This is a genomic window from Desmonostoc vinosum (assembly GCF_059505385.1).
In genome coordinates, this window is sequence record NZ_JCACKM010000052.1 from 1 (window position 1) to 18,261 (window position 18,261).

General features: G+C 42.0%; 13 protein-coding genes. 11 read left to right on the top strand and 2 right to left on the bottom strand.

What is annotated here, in order from left to right; all coding sequences use genetic code 11:
• Positions 1-117 precede the first annotated feature (117 nt).
• The 9 genes from AC5JMF_RS09075 (at position 118) to AC5JMF_RS09115 (ending at position 10,245) form a co-directional block, all read left to right on the top strand.
• Positions 118-1,269, top strand: coding sequence for a PepSY-associated TM helix domain-containing protein (locus AC5JMF_RS09075; protein WP_495795379.1), 1,152 nt, complete (start codon positions 118-120; stop codon positions 1,267-1,269).
• A 56-nt stretch (positions 1,270-1,325) separates the two neighbouring features.
• Positions 1,326-2,621, top strand: coding sequence for an MFS transporter (locus tag AC5JMF_RS09080; RefSeq protein WP_495795380.1), 1,296 nt, complete (start codon positions 1,326-1,328; stop codon positions 2,619-2,621).
• Positions 2,622-2,651: 30 nt separating this feature from the next.
• Entirely contained in the window at positions 2,652-2,873 is a 222-nt protein-coding gene (locus AC5JMF_RS09085; protein WP_495795381.1) for an MbtH family protein, read from the top strand.
• A gap of 613 nt (positions 2,874-3,486) precedes the next feature.
• The gene (locus AC5JMF_RS09090; protein WP_495795382.1) at positions 3,487-3,891 is read left to right on the top strand and encodes a response regulator; all 405 of its coding nucleotides are present in this window, start codon (positions 3,487-3,489) and stop codon (positions 3,889-3,891) included.
• Positions 3,892-4,416: 525 nt separating this feature from the next.
• Positions 4,417-5,265: a transcription factor RcaD gene (locus tag AC5JMF_RS09095; RefSeq protein ID WP_495795383.1), complete on the top strand. Its 849-nt coding sequence runs from the start codon at positions 4,417-4,419 to the stop codon at positions 5,263-5,265.
• A 59-nt stretch (positions 5,266-5,324) separates the two neighbouring features.
• On the top strand, positions 5,325-7,436 hold the full coding sequence (locus tag AC5JMF_RS09100; protein ID WP_495795384.1) for an ATP-binding protein: 2,112 nt from the start codon (positions 5,325-5,327) through the stop codon (positions 7,434-7,436).
• Positions 7,437-7,608: 172 nt separating this feature from the next.
• Positions 7,609-7,800 (top strand): hypothetical protein, encoded by a 192-nt coding sequence (locus tag AC5JMF_RS09105; RefSeq protein ID WP_495795385.1) that lies wholly within the window; start codon positions 7,609-7,611, stop codon positions 7,798-7,800.
• 197 nt (positions 7,801-7,997) lie between these two features.
• Positions 7,998-9,623 (top strand): cyclic peptide export ABC transporter, encoded by a 1,626-nt coding sequence (locus AC5JMF_RS09110; protein WP_495795386.1) that lies wholly within the window; start codon positions 7,998-8,000, stop codon positions 9,621-9,623.
• A 64-nt stretch (positions 9,624-9,687) separates the two neighbouring features.
• Positions 9,688-10,245 carry a cysteine hydrolase family protein gene (locus AC5JMF_RS09115; RefSeq protein WP_495795387.1) on the top strand — a complete coding sequence of 186 codons (558 nt, stop codon included), beginning with the start codon at positions 9,688-9,690 and terminating at the stop codon, positions 10,243-10,245.
• Positions 10,246-10,586: 341 nt separating this feature from the next.
• Here AC5JMF_RS09115 and AC5JMF_RS09120 read toward each other — a convergent pair whose 3' ends face one another.
• Entirely contained in the window at positions 10,587-13,040 is a 2,454-nt protein-coding gene (locus tag AC5JMF_RS09120; RefSeq protein ID WP_495795412.1) for an ATP-dependent Clp protease ATP-binding subunit, read from the bottom strand.
• A gap of 336 nt (positions 13,041-13,376) precedes the next feature.
• Here AC5JMF_RS09120 and AC5JMF_RS09125 point away from each other — a divergent pair, with 336 nt between their 5' ends.
• Together AC5JMF_RS09125 and AC5JMF_RS09130 are read left to right on the top strand one after the other, a co-directional pair.
• Positions 13,377-13,673 (top strand): DUF3288 family protein, encoded by a 297-nt coding sequence (locus AC5JMF_RS09125; RefSeq protein WP_495795388.1) that lies wholly within the window; start codon positions 13,377-13,379, stop codon positions 13,671-13,673.
• 144 nt (positions 13,674-13,817) lie between these two features.
• Positions 13,818-14,444 (top strand): hypothetical protein, encoded by a 627-nt coding sequence (locus AC5JMF_RS09130; protein WP_495795389.1) that lies wholly within the window; start codon positions 13,818-13,820, stop codon positions 14,442-14,444.
• Between the two features lie 545 nt (positions 14,445-14,989).
• Here the strand turns inward: AC5JMF_RS09130 and AC5JMF_RS09135 are convergent.
• Complete coding sequence (locus AC5JMF_RS09135) at positions 14,990-18,106, bottom strand: MFS transporter (RefSeq protein ID WP_495795390.1); 3,117 nt, start codon at positions 18,104-18,106, stop codon at positions 14,990-14,992.
• Positions 18,107-18,261: the final 155 nt, after the last annotated feature.

Genomic DNA, 18,261 nt, shown 5'->3' on the forward strand with positions numbered 1-18,261 from the left:
CCCAGTCCCCAGTCCCCAATCCCCAGTCCCCAGTCCCCAGTCCCCAGTCCCCAATCCCCAGTCCCCAATCCCCAGTCCCCAATCCCCAATCCCCAGTCCCCAATCCCCAGTCCAGACATGAAAATCCGTACACTAGCCCTGACTTTGCATCGCTATATCGGCATCTTTGCGGGTGTTTTACTAGTTATTATTAGTGTCACTGGTAGCTTGCTAGTATTTGATGACGAAATCGATCATCTGCTCAATCCCCATTTGCTTGAGGTTGTACCGCAAGCGGAATTAATTTCTCCCCAGGCTGCGGCTTTGACTGTCGCCAAAGCTTTTCCAGACCTGAAGTTGCATAGTATCGCCATCCCTCAAGCCCGCGATGGTGTTTACAAATTGATTGCGATTAATTCCAAGGACAAACCAATTGAATACTATATCAACCCTTACAATGGCGACATCTTGGGTTCCCGTCCTTGGGCACAGACTGTTACAGGGTTGATTGGTGAGTTGCACGTCCATTTATTTGCTGGAGAACTGGGCGGAACTATCGTGGGGATGTGTGGGATACTGCTGTTTGTGGTGGGGATTACAGGCGTTCTGCTGTGGAATGGCTGGAGGCGACTGGCTTGGGGATTGCAGATTCGTTGGCGATCGCCTGGAAAAATTATCAATTATGACCTGCATAAAGTTGGGGGAATTTTATCTGTTGTAGTTTTGTGTGTGCTGGCTTTGACTGGGACTGCGATCGTGTTTTGGAGCCAATTAGAAGGCCCAGTTTACTGGCTAACAGGTTCTCGCCCCAAACCTGCGGAAGTTGTTTCTCAAGTTGTGGCTGGTGTACCAACAATGGGAATTAATGCGATCGTTCAAAAAGCAGAGGCTGCCTTGCCAGGGGCGAAAACTTTCATGATTTACCTACCGAAGCAACCGCAGGAAGTTTTTTATATGTGGATGCGATTTCCTCAAGCAAATGCCTTCCAAAGAGATGCATACATGCAACTCGATCGCTACACTGGTAAAATTCTGTGGTTAGATAATCCTCAAACGGCTCCCCTGGCTGCCAGCATTGAAAACACTCAGTATGTTTTGCACTTTGGCCAATATGGAGGACTTTTAACTCGCATCCTCTATTTTGTTATTGGTTTCATACCCGTAATTTTATTCGTTACAGGTATCATCATCTGGCAACAACGTCAATGGGCATTAGCACGTCGAACAGAGGCAATCCGAATTCGCCAACTAGGTATGACAAGGCAAATTGAAGATGCTACGAAGCAATGAAAGGGAACAGGGCCCCAAAAGGGCTTTGTAAATTACTACTAAATTAACGATCTCTCATGCGGACTTTTATTATCGTCTGGCTGGGTCAGACGATTTCCTTGATTGGCAGTAGCATGACTGTTTTTGCTTTTTCTATCTGGGTATGGGAATTGACAGGTCAGGCTACTGCATTATCTTTATTTAGTTTTTTTGCACTGTTGCCGCAACTGTTGGTGACTCCCATAGCAGGGATCATAGTTGATCGCTGGAATCGTAAGTACTTGATGATGCTTGGTGATCTGGTCAGTGGTCTGTTGACCATAACTATCCTGCTGCTTTATCTAACTGAGAATTTGCAGCTATGGCATTTATACTTAGTTGTAGCCGTCAAGAGTGCTTTCGAGCAATTCCAAGAATTAGCATATTCGGCATCAATATCGACGATGGTACCCAAACAGCACTACGATCGCGCCAATAGCATCGGCTTTTTGGCCAATTCCACCTCTCTAATCGTTGCACCAGCATTGGCTGGCGTTCTTTACACAGTTATTGGGATTGCAGGTATCTTAATTATTGATATCACAACTTTTGCGATCGCTGTTAGCACAATCTTACTTGTGCATATTCCCCAACCTGCGATCGCGCTCAATAAACCCTTGAGTCGTAAAGATGTATGGTATGAAATCATCTTCGGTTTCCAATACATTTTTGCCCGTCCTCAACTAATGGTCTTATTGGTATGGACATCATTGTTTTGGTTTGCTAACGACCTTGGGGATTCAGTTTATTCGCCCATGATTCTGGCACGCACCAATAACAATGCGGCGATTTTAGGCAACTTAGCTTCAGCAGCAGGAATTGGTGGTATTGTTGGAGCGTTGCTTTTAGGCAGCAGAGGTGGTTTCAAACGCCGCATACATGGAGTATTTCTAGGTATGGTAGGTGCTGGATTAGGCAAAGTGTTACTGGGTTTGAGTCATACACCTTTAATTTGGATTCCCAGCAGATTTTTCTCTTCTCTCAACTTCCCATTACTCGGCAGTTCCAACGATGCTATCTGGCAAGCTAAAGTTCAACCTGAAGTACAGGGACGGGTTTTCGCTACCCACTCTGCAATTATGCTGTTCACTTCAACAGTAGCCTCTTTTATGGCTGGGCTACTTGCTGACTACATTTTTGAACCGGCGATGATGCCAACAGGTAGCCTTGCATCCCTATTGGGAGGGATATTTGGCACTGGAAAAGGCGCAGGTATGGGACTTATGTATGTTATTTCTTCGCTGGGATTGTTAGTGATTAGTTTAAGTGGATATGCTTTTCGGACTCTGCGTAATGTAGAAATAATTTTGCCTGATCCCAAAGGTGAATGCTAAGTGTCAAAAATAAACTAACAAAGGAAAAATATGTATCAAGATGATAAAGAAGATACAACGGTTTACAAAGTTGTAGTCAATCACGAAGAACAGTATTCTATTTGGCCTGCTGACCGAGAAAACGCACCTGGTTGGCGAGATGCGGGCAAAAGTGGTTTGAAAGCAGAATGTCTAGAATACATTAAGCAAGTATGGACTGATATGAGGCCACTAAGTTTAAGGAAGAAGATGGAAGAATCCACCAGCAGTTAGACCTGCTGGTGACTTTGCGCTAAATCCCCATTACAAAACTTAATTACGAATTACGTTAGCGTAAAGCCTAGGGCATAGCTTCGCTTAGAGGATGTTTGAAAAGTTTTGGGCGAATATAATTTGCTACTAAACAAGCGAAGTCCACCTCCTTTGGAAAACACGGAAAATCGAGTTCTTGAAACCCACGGAGGTGGGTTTTGTCTGTATAGTCGCGATTTCTAATCGCCGGGGTTAGTATTAATTTAGACTTTTTAAACAACCTCTTAGATTGCTATCCATTTAGTAATCAGCTTGATAATAAATACGGTTCTAATATCTCAATTAGTTCTTTAGTAGAAGACTCTGGATTAAAACTCAAAATAGGCGTTCCCAGCGAACTTTACGGTTATGCTGAGTTTAATCCCGGTAATATTCGTCAGCATTTAGCTAATTTTTTAATTGTTAATCACGTTCTAACACAGTGTATCGTGCTAGAGAAGTAGCATAATTATTTTGAGGGTGCGATCGCTCATAACTGTTCACTATAGCCAGGGTAAAAATTATCAAAAACTGTAACTGCGATCGCGATCAAGTGGCATGATAGATATTATGTCTGCATAGAATGTGATTTGTTATGCAATCTCCTGTGGCTCTTGCGGGTTTAAATATTCTCGTAGTTGAGGATGATGATGATATTCGCCTTTTCGTTACTACAGTTCTAGAAGCAGATGGAGCTACAGTTACAGCAGTAGAATCAGCGGCGGCGGCACGCGAAGTATTATCCCAATTGCAACCAGATGTCCTAATTTGCGATATCGGTATGCCAGGTGAAGATGGCTACACTTTTATTCGTAAAATACGTGCCCTTAAACCAAGTATGGGTGGACGAGTCTTAGCTATTGCCTTAACAGCCTATGGAGATAGTGAAGATCGTATCCGCGCCTTGGAAGCTGGCTTTCATACTCATGTATCCAAACCAGTTGCACCCGAAGAACTAGTTGAGATAGTCGCTAATTTAGTTGCTGATTGTAATTGGTGATTGTAGCAGATTGCAAGTAAATAATGTACAAATTTTCAGAACAAAGTCACATAACAAAAGACTTTCAACCCTGTTCCCTACTATATAATTCTTCAGCAGCAGTTTTTGCATAAGCCCAATCAGTATGTAGATGTCTGCGAGGATGTAGCCACCATAATCGACTTGCTAAATTTTCCCACTTTGAACGCCAGATTGCAACGTTGCTATGCTGCCATAGAGAAACCCCAGGCAAAAAGGTACTTCTTTTGTGATGAATAAAGTGCGAATTGTAGAGATTGTCACTTAAGTATGTCTCCGGGGATGCATAGATGTTATACTAATTTTCTAAAATTCGGCTACACATTCAAACTCAAAAACCCATACTAAATAAGAGTTTCTTAATTACGAACTACGAATTACGAATTACGAATTTGTATTATGATGCCGTAATTGTTGGCATCAATTATGGCTATGATGATAAGAGTGTGTAAATTTTTGCTGTTCGGGCTAGAGTAGTCCTAAATTATACAGGCAAGATTAGGCTGCATGGATACAAATGAGTTAAAGTTTCTCTTGAAACTGTTGGGGTTTGCGAATTACCGAGCAAGCCTTAGTGCTAGTGCATTCGATGCTTTTAAAGGAAAGGACAAAATTTGTCGAGCTTTAGGCGATCGCGAGTTGGTAGAATATTCTCGCGAGATTGCTTCGGTTAAAATTTTACCGCCTGGTCAAGCGTTGCTGAAAGTTGATTCGGCAGAAATACCCATCGCAGATAATGAACTCAAGGTATTGGAGAAGATTAGTAAAGCTTCAGGCAAAATCACTCCTAGCGAAATTAAAGTATCATCGCTAAAAGCAGCTGATAAAGAAGCGATATTGAAAACTTTAGGTGAACGAGGATTAATTGAAGCTGAACTAAAACTGAAAAAAACTAAAGCTGAGGTTTGGCTAACTGATAGAGGCATTGAGTACCTGCGGGATGATTATAGTCCAAACAAAGGTTCTAATCCTGTCATTAGCTTAGAATTACTAAATAATTACCTCCGCTTTTTACGGAAGACTTTGCGAGAGAAGTCTGAGGAAGTTTCTATATCGCTATCTACCGTCAGTGTTGCAGATAAAGAAATTAGTGATGATGAAGTTTTACAAATTATTGGGAAATTAGATAAAGAACTTGGTACTGAGAATTATCTACCAATTTTTCATCTGCGGCAAAAATTACAACCACCACTGTCACGAGATGAATTAGATAAGGCTTTATATCGTTTGCAAGCTAATGACCAAATTGATTTAAGTTCATTGCAAGAAGCTAGTACTTATACTCCAGAACAAGTGGAAGCTGGAATTTATCAAAACATCGGTGGTTCATTATTTTTCATCTCCATTAATCAATAGATTTTAGAAAACTTCTAGTCCACAATTAATTGATTTTTCTTGCTCATTAAAATAGCAATATGGTAAATATTGACGACATCATTAGACGTGAGGTTAATCCTTTTGACCTGATAAATATAAAGCCAACTAACTTTTGGGAAGAAAAGCAAGATTCATTACTTACAGTTGACTCTATTCATCAAAGCGCAATAGCTGAAATTGAAGGTCTATTAGATTTAGTGGGTACTGATCATCGTAGCCGTTCTGTATTACTTATAGGAGATCCTGGCTCCGGTAAAAGTCACTTACTGGGTAGGCTTAAGCGCACTCTAAACTCAAAAGCATTTTTTGTGTATGTTCTCTGTAGCTGGGCTGATAGCAGTTATGTTTGGCGTCATGTTTTGAGATACACTGTTGATAGCCTAATTCAAATTCCACAGGGTCAACAAGAATCTCAGTTAATACTTTGGCTGAAAAGTTTATCTGCATTTACCAAACGCAACCTGACACAGCGAATTTTTAATGATAATATTTGGGATTTATTACAAACTGATAGACAAAAATTTATTAAACATCTGAAGGATACTTATAAACAAGCACGTATATATAATCCTGACATTTTTTTTGGAGTACTGCATGATCTCACTGAACCAGAACTATATCCAATAGCCTGCGAGTGGTTACGAGGAGATAGCTTGAGTGAAGAATCCATGCAAGCCTTAAAAATCAAAAACTGTATAGATACAGAGGATGCCGCCAAAAACATTTTGGCCAATTTTGGCAAGATTTCTACAGAAACGCAACCAATAGTTCTATGTTTTGATAATTTGGATTCTATACCAAAATTACCAGATGGCTTACTCGACATACAACCTTTTTTTGATGTCAATACAACTATTCATGGAGATAATTTAAAGAATTTTTTGGTAATTATTAGTGCTATTACCCAAACATGGAAAATAAATATTAATAGAATTCAACAAGCTGATAGAGCTGGAATTCATAGATTAATTCAACTCAAGCATATTACTTTAGAACAAGCAGAAGCTCTTTGGGCTTATTTACTAAAATCGCTACATAAAACAGCAAATCCTCAACCTAAATCCCCTATTTTTCCGTTGAATAAACAATTATTAGAGCTAAATTTTCCTGGTGGTAAAACCATGCCGAGAAATACTTTAAATTTAGGGAGGCAAGAATATCAACAATACAAACTTTCAATTTTAAATAACAAGACTAAAACTTTAATAATTAATCTGCCAGAGCAAACTTCAGACCAGCAAATAAATGAAAAACCGAAAACTATAAAAATTAAAGTAGACAAAGATATTTCTACTAAACCTACCAATACTCAAGACAAAGAAGCTGAGTTTAAGTTAATCTGGCAACAAGAGTATACAAAAATTCAAAATAAGATAGGCAAAGTCTCTCTTTTAGCAGCACCTGACCTAATACAGATGGTGCAAAAGGCTTTAGAAGCACTACAAGTACAGGGAGTAAAACCTAAACTCATCAGTGGAACTTATGCAAGCTATTCATTAAGCTATCAGCACCCAGGTAAACAAGAAAAAGTAGGAATAGTCTGGACAGAAGATGCAAATATGAATAGTTTTTTTAATGTCATGAATGCTTGCCAGAAAGCTATTCAGAAAAGCCTATGTCAAACTCTCTATTTAATTAGAATTGGAGGGGTGGGGAATGCAAAACTCGCGGGTTATAAAATTTATAGTCAAATTTTTACAGGCACTATGCATATTCATATTAAACCAAATCTTCCCTCAGTTCACTATCTAGCGACATACGACAGTTTAGTTAATTCTGCACTTGCTCAAGAATTGGTGGTTGGTAGTAAAGCTATCACTTTGCAGGAACTACAATCTTTAATTTGTGAGTCAAATATTTTGGATAAATGTGTTTTGTTACAGGATTTAGGAATTGTAGCTAAGCAAAAGCCTGATGTAAATGGAAAGCAAGATTTACGACCAGTTAAAGATTTCTTATTGAATCTAGTCCAAACTCAAGGTTATATGGGAGTACCTACTTTAATTTTACAAGCAACTAGTCAGTTTTCTGGTGTGAAAGAAAGTGAAGCTCAACACTTAATTGAATTATTATGTCAGGATAAAAAAGTCAAAATTATTAACCCAAAATCTAAGTTACAAGACCAACTAATTTGCTTATTAACTAAGTAAATAGAAATAGTTATGAAATACTAGCTAAGCTCGACTTTATCCATTTTTACCTTCGGGTCATCACAAGGGTAGGCGATCGCTAAAAAATGCGGGTTTTGCTGCATACATAACATTTAAATACAGTCTTGGTGAATACTGGTGACTCGGGCAATAGACTGAGACTGCAAGAAAATTGTGTGTATCGTCCCATGAAACAATACCAGTTGAAATCGCCAGTGTCCTACTGCCGTTTGCGGCAGTTTTTACTAAGCCAGTTTGGTGTCATGTCCAAACTTTGCTGATGGGAGCGATTTTAACAACAGGTAAACGTACCATTACTTTGGTACTGGTAGTAATGGGACTCATTCAAGAGGAACACTTTTAATTTAGGTCTATTGGAGATGATATGACCGTCTTAAAATAATGCATTATTAAACCGCCATGGAAATAGATAGATGCGAAAATAATTAATAAATGAGCAGATCTTGAGCATGATTGCTGAGTATAAAAAAATCCAATTTTCATGCTACAGCACTGAAAAATAGAGAAGCTCTATAGTAGGGTTATTAGGGGCTGAAAGTCTTGATTTTAAAATGGTTGGTGCGTTCCTCTTGGGGGATGGTAACAATTGCGATCGCTACTGGATTTTTGAGTGGTGGTAGTAGTGCTGGACTAATTGCCTTGATTAGCCGCGCTACTAGTAATACAACTTCATCTTTGACATCCATCGCTTGGGGCTTTTTGGGACTAGTAATCGTTGCACTCGTTACTAGTATTGTTTCCCAAGTCATGTTGATTCACCTATCTCAAAATGCTGTTTTGCAGTTACGAATGCGCTTGAGTCGTCAGATTTTGGCTTCAGAGTTAAATCATCTAGAACTATTAGGAAACCCGCGACTTTTAGCAACTCTTACAGAAGATGTACAAGCTGTTGCTAATGCTGTGTATATAATTCCTTTTTTGTGCATTGATTTAGCAATGGTTTTGGGTTGCTTGCTGTATATCACTTGGCTATCTTCGTTAGTATTTGTGATAGTTGTAGGTTTAATGGTGGTGGGAATAGGTAGCTGTCAGTGGCTGTTGAATAGAGGAGAGAAATTACTCGCTCTAGCCCGCGACGATCAAGATTTACTCTTTAAGCATTTTCGCACTATTACCGAAGGAGTTAAAGAACTCAAACTCAACTATCAACGCCGCCAAGTTTTTCTGACAAACAACTTAGAATCTACAGCTACGCGATTTCGGCGTCATAATGTTGATGGTTTGACTCTGTTTGCTACAACTACTAGCTGGGGTAAGCTGCTGTTTTTTTTCGCGATCGGTTTTTTACTGTTTGCACTACCTAAATTTATTGCTATCAGCCCTCAAACCCTCTCAGGCTATATCCTAACTTTTACTTATTTAATGTTGCCGTTGGACAATATTGTCAACAATTTACCACAAATTAGCAAAGCCAATGTTGCCTTACAAAAAATAGATTCTTTGGGTTTATTTTTAGCTAGTCGTTCTGAAATATCGACTGTGCCGCCTACTTTTAAATCGCATTGGTACAGCTTACAACTTAAGGGTGTTACCCACACTTATCATACAGATAAAGAAGATAGCAGCTTTGTAATTGGCCCCATTAATTTAACATTATATCCTCAAGAAATCATATTTATTGTTGGTGGTAACGGCAGCGGTAAATCTACATTAGCTAAACTGATTACCGGACTTTATATTCCAGAAAATGGGGAAATTTTATTGGATAGAGAGCTAATTAGTGAACAAAATCGAGAGTGGTATCGCCAACATTTTTCTGTGGTATTTTCTGATTTTTATTTATTTGAAGAACTTTTAGGCTCAGAAAATACTGGGGTAGAAATTCAAGTCCAAAAATACCTCAAACGACTGCAACTCGACCATAAAGTGAAAGTTGAGAACGGACAACTTTCTACTACTGCTTTATCCCAAGGACAGCGTAAACGATTGGCGCTACTCACAGCGTATTTAGAAGACCGACCAATTTATTTATTTGATGAGTGGGCAGCCGATCAAGATCCAGTATTTAAAGAAGTATTTTATACTCAATTATTACCGGAATTACGGGAGCAGGGTAAAACGGCGATCGTGATTAGTCATGACGATCGCTATTTTCATCTAGCAGACCGGATCGTAAAACTAGATTACGGCAAAATTGAGTATGAGAATGAATACCACTTACATTAAGCAGGAATTTGTAGAATATTTTTGCTTGTATTATTAAATACAGTAATATTTTCGATTCTGTCTTATGAAACGAGCCTTACTAGTTATCGATGTACAAAATGAGTATTTCACTGGTAAATTACCAGTTACCTATCCATCAGGAAGCCTAGATAATATTCTGCAAGTAATGAATATTGCTCGTGAGCAAGGTATTCCTGTTATTGTTGTTAGGCATACACAACCATCAGAAGATTCACCTATTTTTAAAAAAGGTAGTCAAGCATGGGAACTACATCCTGAGATTGCTAAATATCCATATGATCTGCTGATTGAGAAAAATTTGCCTGGTAGCTTTACAGGCACAGAGTTAGAAAATTGGTTGAGAGATCAAGGAATTGATACTGTAGTGATATCTGGATATATGACTCAGATGTGTTGTGATACTACAGCTAGACAAGCCTCCCACCTGGGTTTTGCTGTAGAGTTTCTTGCTGATGCAACAGGAACTCTCGCTTTTAAAAATGATGCAGGTGCTGCCACTGATGAAGAACTTCACAGAGCAATTTTAGTTGCTCAAGATACTTTTATTAGTAAGGTGATAAATACTTCTAAGTGGATTAATGATCTGGAAAATAGGGAGTAGGGAGTGGGGATGCACTTCGACTTCGCTCAGTGACCAGGGGATGGGGGAGATAGGGGGACGCGGGGACGCGGGGACGCGGGGACGCGGAGAAGAACCAATTCCCCGTGGGCTGAGCGAAGTCGTTCGCGGAGCGTCTCCGACAGGAGAAGCCCAATCCCCAGTCCCCATTCCCCAATCCCCAAATATTGCATAAAAAATCCCCTAGTAGAAATACTAGGGGAAAATGAGTTAATACCATTTCACTTTCATAATTTGCCGGATGTACCTTGATTTGCGCTCTACCTGAGGTATGAAGCTAGGTAATATTTAGACACTACTGCAAAAGCTATTTGGTATAAATATTAACTAACGTTTGCTAATAGCAACTCTCGTTTTTCGGACTTGCGTACTCTCACTTGCCCGTCATCGTCAACGTCAACGATCGCGGTGTCTCCATCTATAATTTCACCAGATAGGAGTGCTTCAGCTAGAGAATCCTCCAAGAGGCGCATGATTGCCCGGCGTAATGGTCTGGCCCCATAGCTTGGGTTGTAACCTTCTTGTACTACACGCTCTTTGAAGCTTTCGGTAACTTCTAGGGCAATTCCTTTTTCAGTGAGGCGGCTAGAGACATCGCGGAGCATAATCTCAGCGATTTGCTTGACTTCATCCTTGGAAAGCTGGGTGAAGACGATAATCTCGTCAACACGGTTGAGGAATTCAGGACGGAAGTAGGCTTTTAATTCCTCATTTACCAAGGTGCGGATGCGGTTGTAATTGGCTTCGGCTTGTGTGTCGAACTCAAAGCCTAGACCACTGCCACCTTTTTCAATTACCTTAGAGCCGATGTTGGAAGTCAAGATTATGAGTGTGTTCTTGAAGTCCACTTTGCGGCCTTTGGCATCGGTGAGATGTCCGTCATCTAAGATTTGCAGCAGCATGTTGAATACATCGGGGTGCGCTTTTTCGATTTCGTCGAATAGCAACACTGTGTAAGGTTTGCGTCGCACAGCTTCGGTTAATTGTCCGCCTTCGTCGTATCCTACGTAACCAGGGGGCGAACCAATTAACTTAGAAACGGTGTGGCTTTCCATGTATTCGGACATGTCTAAGCGGATCATTGCTTCTTGGGAACCGAAGAAGTAAGCGGCCAGTGCTTTGGCTAATTCTGTTTTACCGACTCCTGTAGGCCCAGAGAAGATAAAGCTAGCAATAGGGCGATTAGGACTCTTTAATCCGACGCGGGCGCGACGGATGGCGCGAGATACGGCTGTAACTGCTTGTTCTTGGCCGATGAGCCGTTGATGAAGGGTATCTTCTAGATGTAGAAGTAACTCTGACTCGGATTCGGTGAGCTTGTTAACTGGTACACCAGTCCAAGAGGCAACGATTTGGGCGATGTCTTCCTCGTCAACGATGTTGGCATTGGCGGGTTTGTCGTCGCTTTGTAAACCAGCTTGGAGTTTTTGTTGAATTTCCAACTCTTGGTCACGCAGTTTCCCGGCTTTGTCAAAATCCTGGGTTCTAACTGCTTCTTGCTTGGCTTTGGTAACGGTGATGAGTTCACGCTTGAGTTCTCTATCAGTTGATAAGTTGGAGTTCCGCAGACGCACGCGAGAACCAGCTTCATCAATCAAGTCTATGGCCTTGTCTGGCAAAAAGCGATCGCTAATATAGCGGTCTGATAATTGTGCTGCTGCTACCAGCGCTGCATCAGAGATGGTAACTCTGTGGTGCTGCTCGTAAGCCCCGCGCAAGCCGTAAAGGATTTCGATGGTTTCGTCAACCGATGGTTCTCCAACGATGATGGGTTGGAAACGTCTCTCTAGGGCAGCATCACGCTCGATATGCTGACGGTACTCATCAAGGGTGGTAGCGCCGATACATTGCAGTTCACCCCGCGCCAAGGCTGGTTTGAGGATATTGGCTGCATCTAAGCCGCCTTCTGTACCACCAGCGCCAACCAGCGTATGAATTTCGTCAATTACCAGGATGACATTGCTCACAGAGCGTAGTTCATCCATGATTTTCTTGAGGCGTTCTTCAAAATCGCCCCGGAAACGAGTTCCAGCCACCAATAAACCCATATCCAGGCTGATGACTTGCTTATCTTGGAGAACTTCGGGGACATCTTGGTTGATAATACGTTGAGCTAAACCTTCAGCGATCGCTGTTTTACCAACTCCTGGTTCCCCAATCAACACTGGGTTATTCTTAGTGCGGCGGCCGAGAACTTGGATGGCACGCTCGATTTCCTTTTGGCGGCCGACTACTGGGTCAATCTTGCCTTGTTGGGCTAATTTGGTAAGATTTCTGCCAAATTCTTCAATACTCAGCGTTTGGGAGCGCTTTTGACTACCACCACCAGCCAAAACAGTTGCGTCATCGCCCAAACGGCGAACTATGGCGCTACGGACGCTTTTTAGATCAACACCCAAATTTTGTAGTACCTTAGCTGCGACACCTTCGCCAGCCTCTGTTAATCCTAAGAGTAAGTGTTCAGTGTTAATGTAATTCTGTCCAAGACTATGGGCTTCCTTAAACGATTGCTCAAAGAGGCTTTTTACCTTGGGGGTAAAAGGAATTTCTGGCGGTACGAAGCCAGAACCTCTACCAATGATTTTTTCTACCTCGCGGCGTGCATCTTTGAGAGTAACGCCCAATTCACTCAGCACTTTAGCAGCAACCCCAGTTCCTTCTCCCATTAAACCCAGGAGAATTTGCTCAGTTCCTACAAAATTGTGTCCCAGGCGACGGGCTTCCTCCTGAGCTAGCATAATTACTCTAATGGCTTCGGAAGTGAAGTGTTCAAACATAGCGGGTTCTTGCTCCCTTGCTGCTTGGACTTTGGGTGAGATAAAATTCACCCTCATCTAAAGTTTCTTGTATTTTCTTAATGACAATGTATCTTTATTTAAACTTGTTTGGCAGTGGTGAGAGCCGTATTCGCTCAGGTGTGGTTGCCGTCTTGAGAGTTTTGATTGCTGAGTAGGGTTTTGAGGAATTTAAGTGGCAGTACCCTAACTAGAGTTTACCATTGATGAAAAGTAATAAAAATAACATTTAGGTTTTCAGTGTTTAATGTTTTTTGTCCTTTGCTGTGGGCTACACTTAACACTTAAAACTTGCTGTTTCAGCACCCGATACTCATTATGGCAGACGCAAACGCAAGCAAAGACCAACAACATCCACTCTACAATCGCGATCGCCCTCTTATTGATATTTTACTCGCTCAAGAGGCGACGGACTACAATTTGGCAGAATTGGCTAGACTGCGGACTCGTTATCAAGGCTTTCCAGGGGCCAGAGACATCCAACAAGATTTAGATAAAGTCTTGCAGCAGTGGGGTTTGAGCGAGGCGGAACTATTTGAAAAAACTCGCCAACTGCATAACGTGGGAGGCATTTACAAAAGTCGTGGGAAGAAAGAGGAACAGGATTGGAATTAGGGGACTGGGAAGAGGCAGGGGGGCAAGGGGGAGATGCGATCGCAAGTATTTGTACAATCGGCGATTAAGAGATGGCATTGTAGGAACAATCAAAATAGATAGTCAGTATAGACTACGGCCATTATATGTAGCTCCTTTTCAAAAATGAGATTTTTTCTATTTGCGATTCTTGTTTCTCTGTTATCAGCCTGTATTCAAAATTCACTTGAACAACAAGCTTCTCCAACGTCAAACAATCAACCACTCCCATCGATTGGATCTCAAGTCAGCCCTAGTAAAAGTGAGCCACTACGCACTATTAATCGAAGTGATTTAAGTAATGTTGATAGATTACTAATGCAGAGAGAACGGGCTGGTAAATCTGAGAAAAAACTGGCATCGAAATTACTAGAGGCTGGGGAAAAAGCATTAATGCAAGCAAAAAAAGATGGCCCCAAATCTAATTTTGTGAGCAACGGTGGTTGGTCAGGAGCTTTGAAGTCATACTGTTCATCTGCTGTCTCCTTTCCCACAACTAAAGCTTTGCTTGGTTGTGCAGAATCGATTGCTATGGCAGATGCAAGCTTTGATACCAAACTAAAGAGATTTAAAGAGTCTTCGGATATCTATAAAACTATTGTAGAATTCAGTGAAAAAACAAACACGCCCTTATCAGCAGCAGAGCGCCAAGTAATACAAGAGAACACTAAGTGCTTGGATGCGTTTCTCAAAAATCCTAACCCGAAATCTCCAGGTTGTTCACTCATTTCAGATTCTCTGAAAGTGCAATAAGTAGGTGGACACAATTATTTATAAAGAACTTTTGTGGGATGGGCGTCTCGCCCGTCCGTGGCGATTGTTGTCAAGTTAACGTAGAACCGATGTCCCGCAAGAAACTGAAGTTCCTTGCTAATAGCAAAAGTCATCTCAAGATGACTGAATATCCCCCAAGATTTTGAGTCTACTTCAGTAGACTTGAGCTATTAGCCAAGAAATTTATTTCTTGGCGGGTGAGGAAGCCAACACCGAAGATATTTCTAGCTTAAGTTAAGCTGTTCCATATATAACTTGCATAATTAGGGCGGGCAAGATGCCCACCCCACAAGAGTTTTATTTAATTTGATTATGTAATTTAGATGTTTTTTAGCTTAACACCAATGGCTTTACAGCCCACCCCACAAGAAAACTTATTACATCATTTTAGCCTGGTCGCACCCTACAAAATTAAAGTTTTTAATTCACATTAGGCGTAAATGGTATTAGTGAATTTAGCTAAAATAAAAAACCTCTGAAATATTTCAGAGGTTGAAAAGCCATAGCGGAGATAATTTGCTCACCTACACTAGAACTACAGCAACTGCTCCTCCTAATGCGGCGAAGATGGCGGAGATAACGGCTGTGGTGAATAACCACCAGGCGGCTGTGGCTGCGGCTTTGCGAGTTTCTTCTGCTTGGCGTTGTGCTTGGAGTTTCACTTTTTCTAGGCGACGTTGTGCTTCATGTTGTAGGCGTTCTGCCCGGTGTAGGACTGAGTTACGTCCGCGTTCGATTTGGTCGATGATGCGGTTGGCGTCTGCTTCGGAGATGTCCTCACGGGAACTCATGATTGCTACTAAGGTTTCGCGGTTGAAGGAAGATAAACGATCGCGTAATGCCTCAAACCCAGCTTGCGGATCTTCAAATAATGTCCGAACGTCACGCTTGATGCTGTCATAGTTGAGTTCTGGACGATCTAGAGAGTTGAGATAGTAACGAATGCGAGCAAAGATCCCATCAATTACGTCTTGGATGCCCCGTTGAATGCTCCGCACTTGCTCGACTACTTGATCCCTCGCTGAGACGATATTGTCTGCAATTTGCGCTGCTTCTGCATCGGTCATGTCTTCCCGAATCTTTAACAGGGCGATAATGGTAGAGCGGTCAAAATGAGATAGGCGATCGCTAAAACTTTCTACTCCCACTCGTGGGTCATGTAATAAAAGTTGCAAGTCACGTTTGATACCTTCTGGATTTAGTTCTTCTTTGCCAGTCTGCCGCAGATACTCTTCTAGATAAGCTTTGAATGTCTCTGCTCTTTGCTGTGTGCGGCTGGCTAGGCGGCGCGGTGCGTTAACGATGTTACGAATTGAGTTTTGTACAGAGTCAATAGTTTCGTTGACTTGTTCTTCACTCAAATCTTGTCGCTGACTCAGTAATTTTACTAGAGTATCTCTATCGATTTGCGACAACCTACGGCGGAGTGCAACAGCTCCCTCTTTGGGATTTTGAAACAGTGTATTTAAATCCCGTTGAATACCTTCAGGGTTCAATTCTGTTTTACCAGTATTGCGGAGGTAATCGGCGATCGCAGTTGTTACAGAATCGTATTGCTCTTTGGCTTTGTCTGCAACAATTTGGGGTGTCTGGCGGACGTTATGCCACGATTCTTCTACGGTGTTGATGATTTGATTTGCTTGGTCTTCACTCAAATCTTGTCGCTGAATCAGCAGTTTTACTAAGGTGTCGCGGTCAAAACGAGACACTCGCGCTCTCAGTGCCGCCATCCCGGCTTGAGGATCTTCCAGCAATCTTTTGAGGTCGGCGCGGATGGCATAGGGATTTAATTCGTCTTTGCCAGTATTACGCAGATATGATTCTACATTCAACCACAGGCTTTCTGCTTGATATTTTGCCTGTTCTGCCAGTCCTTGAGATTCAACTAAAACGCGATCGCGCTGTTTTTCCAACTCATCGAGAATGCTGTCTACTTCTTCTGGCTGGATATCATTGCGTTCTAGTAAGATTTGCCGCATTCCCTGACGGTCAACAATCGCTAGGCGTCGCGACAAGGTTTCATGATCTGCGTCTGGGTCTTTTAGCAAGGGTTTGAAATCGCGTTCAATGCCTTCTGGTGTCAAATCTGATTTGGCACTCACGAGTAAATAACTACCCATTGCGCGTTGCAAGTCTTGCACTATCTCTTTTTCTTCGGCAGCAGTAACTACTACTAGTACCGATTGACGCACAACCTCTAAGCGATTAGCAATGCGCTGAATTTGAGCTTGAGTAAGCAGTCCCCGCTGTTGGAGAATATTGACAAAATCGTTACGAGATAATCTCTCCAGTTCCCGGCGTACTATTCCAGGGTCAGCGGCTGGGTCGTAAATAACATCACGAAATTCTTCGGCAATTTTTTCTTGACTCAGTTGCCAAGCATAGGTGTTAGATAGGTAATTTTCAACATCGGCGCGAATTGGGCTGTATGGTTGTGAGGGTGTGGGTAAACCCAGCTTATCTGCTTGGGCAGTGGCTTTATCTTTGGCGCTAGAAAGCGATCGCAATATTTTTTCGACATCCAAATCGGTCAAGTCTGTACGTCCCAAAACAATTCCAGTTAGGGCAGATAATCCTTGTTGGAGTGTGCTTTGAATTGGGCCAACAGTTGCTTCCTTTGTCTGTTGTTTTGTGCCCCGCATTTCAGCCACTAATCGGTCTAGTTTGGCGTTGAGTTCGTCTGTTTTAGTTTGTCCGGCTGGCAGTGATTTGAGATAGTCAACTAACTCACCAATGCGGTCTTGAGCAGGTTGTTGACTGACTACCTGCTGCCACACTTTATATAATGTATCCGCAATGCGGTTGACATCTCGTTTGGAAAGGTCGGTGCGACTGCTGACTAAATCGATAAATTTCTGGCGGTCGATGTTACGCAGATCTGGGCTACCGGCGATCGCTTTTAGTTGTGGATCATTGAGTAAGTTTTCAAAGTCACCGCGAATTTTGGCTACATCCAATTCTGGGGGACGTAACTTTTCTAGGTAATCTTCAATATTCTCGCGGATACTCATGGGGTCGATTGCACTTCCTAGTTCTCGACGCACAGCGGCAGCAGCGGCTTCAGCAGTGGAGACGACTTGCTGATTTATGGCTTTTGCCCCAAATGCAGCGGTGGCTGTACCCATAATCGCCTGAAAACCAGAGTTAGCACTGTGGACAACCGAACTTACCAAAGAACTTACAGTCGTGGAACTTGCCCAAACGAGTAATAAGAAGTAAGCACCCCAAATCACCAAACCGAGAATTGCTCCTATTCTGGGGTCTAGGATCACTAGGCTTAATTTTACTGCCAGGAAACTAGCAATTAATAGGGCGATCGTTACCGTGACCAGCGTCCACATCCCCAGTGCAGTGCCAACTTTACGAATAGTACCACCGAGACTTTCGGCTTCCCCATCACCTGAATCCGAGTCGGATGAACGCCCTAGATAGGAAATACCCGCTGCAATGGAGAGGTTTGTTAGCACTAATTGAAAAGCGAAAGCTAGAATCACACCAGAGATTAGAGCAACAAAAAAGCGCGGCCCTGTAGCGAGAGCAGATGCCTGTGTTGGTGTAATGTCTAAGGTATCTGCCGAGGCCTGTGCCAGCCATAACGGCGGCTTATAGAGTCCCAGCATGATTTCCATACTTTGAAACATTGTATTTCCTTCTTGTAAGCTTATAATTTGGGGGATTTAGGGATTCATGAGAAGCAAATTTTAGTATTTACACTTGTATTTATGGCAATACCTAACTCATTTGTTCAGAATCCTGGAATTTAGGTACTTTGAGCATCTCTCCAAAGTTTGAAAAC

Coding starts and splice junctions, on each gene's coding strand:
- AC5JMF_RS09075 (WP_495795379.1), top strand. CDS start 118: ATGAAAATCCGTACACTAGCCCTGACTTTGCATCGCTATATCGGCATC.
- AC5JMF_RS09080 (WP_495795380.1), top strand. CDS start 1,326: ATGCGGACTTTTATTATCGTCTGGCTGGGTCAGACGATTTCCTTGATT.
- AC5JMF_RS09085 (WP_495795381.1), top strand. CDS start 2,652: ATGTATCAAGATGATAAAGAAGATACAACGGTTTACAAAGTTGTAGTC.
- AC5JMF_RS09090 (WP_495795382.1), top strand. CDS start 3,487: ATGCAATCTCCTGTGGCTCTTGCGGGTTTAAATATTCTCGTAGTTGAG.
- AC5JMF_RS09095 (WP_495795383.1), top strand. CDS start 4,417: ATGGATACAAATGAGTTAAAGTTTCTCTTGAAACTGTTGGGGTTTGCG.
- AC5JMF_RS09100 (WP_495795384.1), top strand. CDS start 5,325: ATGGTAAATATTGACGACATCATTAGACGTGAGGTTAATCCTTTTGAC.
- AC5JMF_RS09115 (WP_495795387.1), top strand. CDS start 9,688: ATGAAACGAGCCTTACTAGTTATCGATGTACAAAATGAGTATTTCACT.
- AC5JMF_RS09120 (WP_495795412.1), bottom strand. CDS start 13,040: ATGTTTGAACACTTCACTTCCGAAGCCATTAGAGTAATTATGCTAGCT.
- AC5JMF_RS09125 (WP_495795388.1), top strand. CDS start 13,377: ATGGCAGACGCAAACGCAAGCAAAGACCAACAACATCCACTCTACAAT.
- AC5JMF_RS09130 (WP_495795389.1), top strand. CDS start 13,818: ATGAGATTTTTTCTATTTGCGATTCTTGTTTCTCTGTTATCAGCCTGT.
- AC5JMF_RS09135 (WP_495795390.1), bottom strand. CDS start 18,106: ATGTTTCAAAGTATGGAAATCATGCTGGGACTCTATAAGCCGCCGTTA.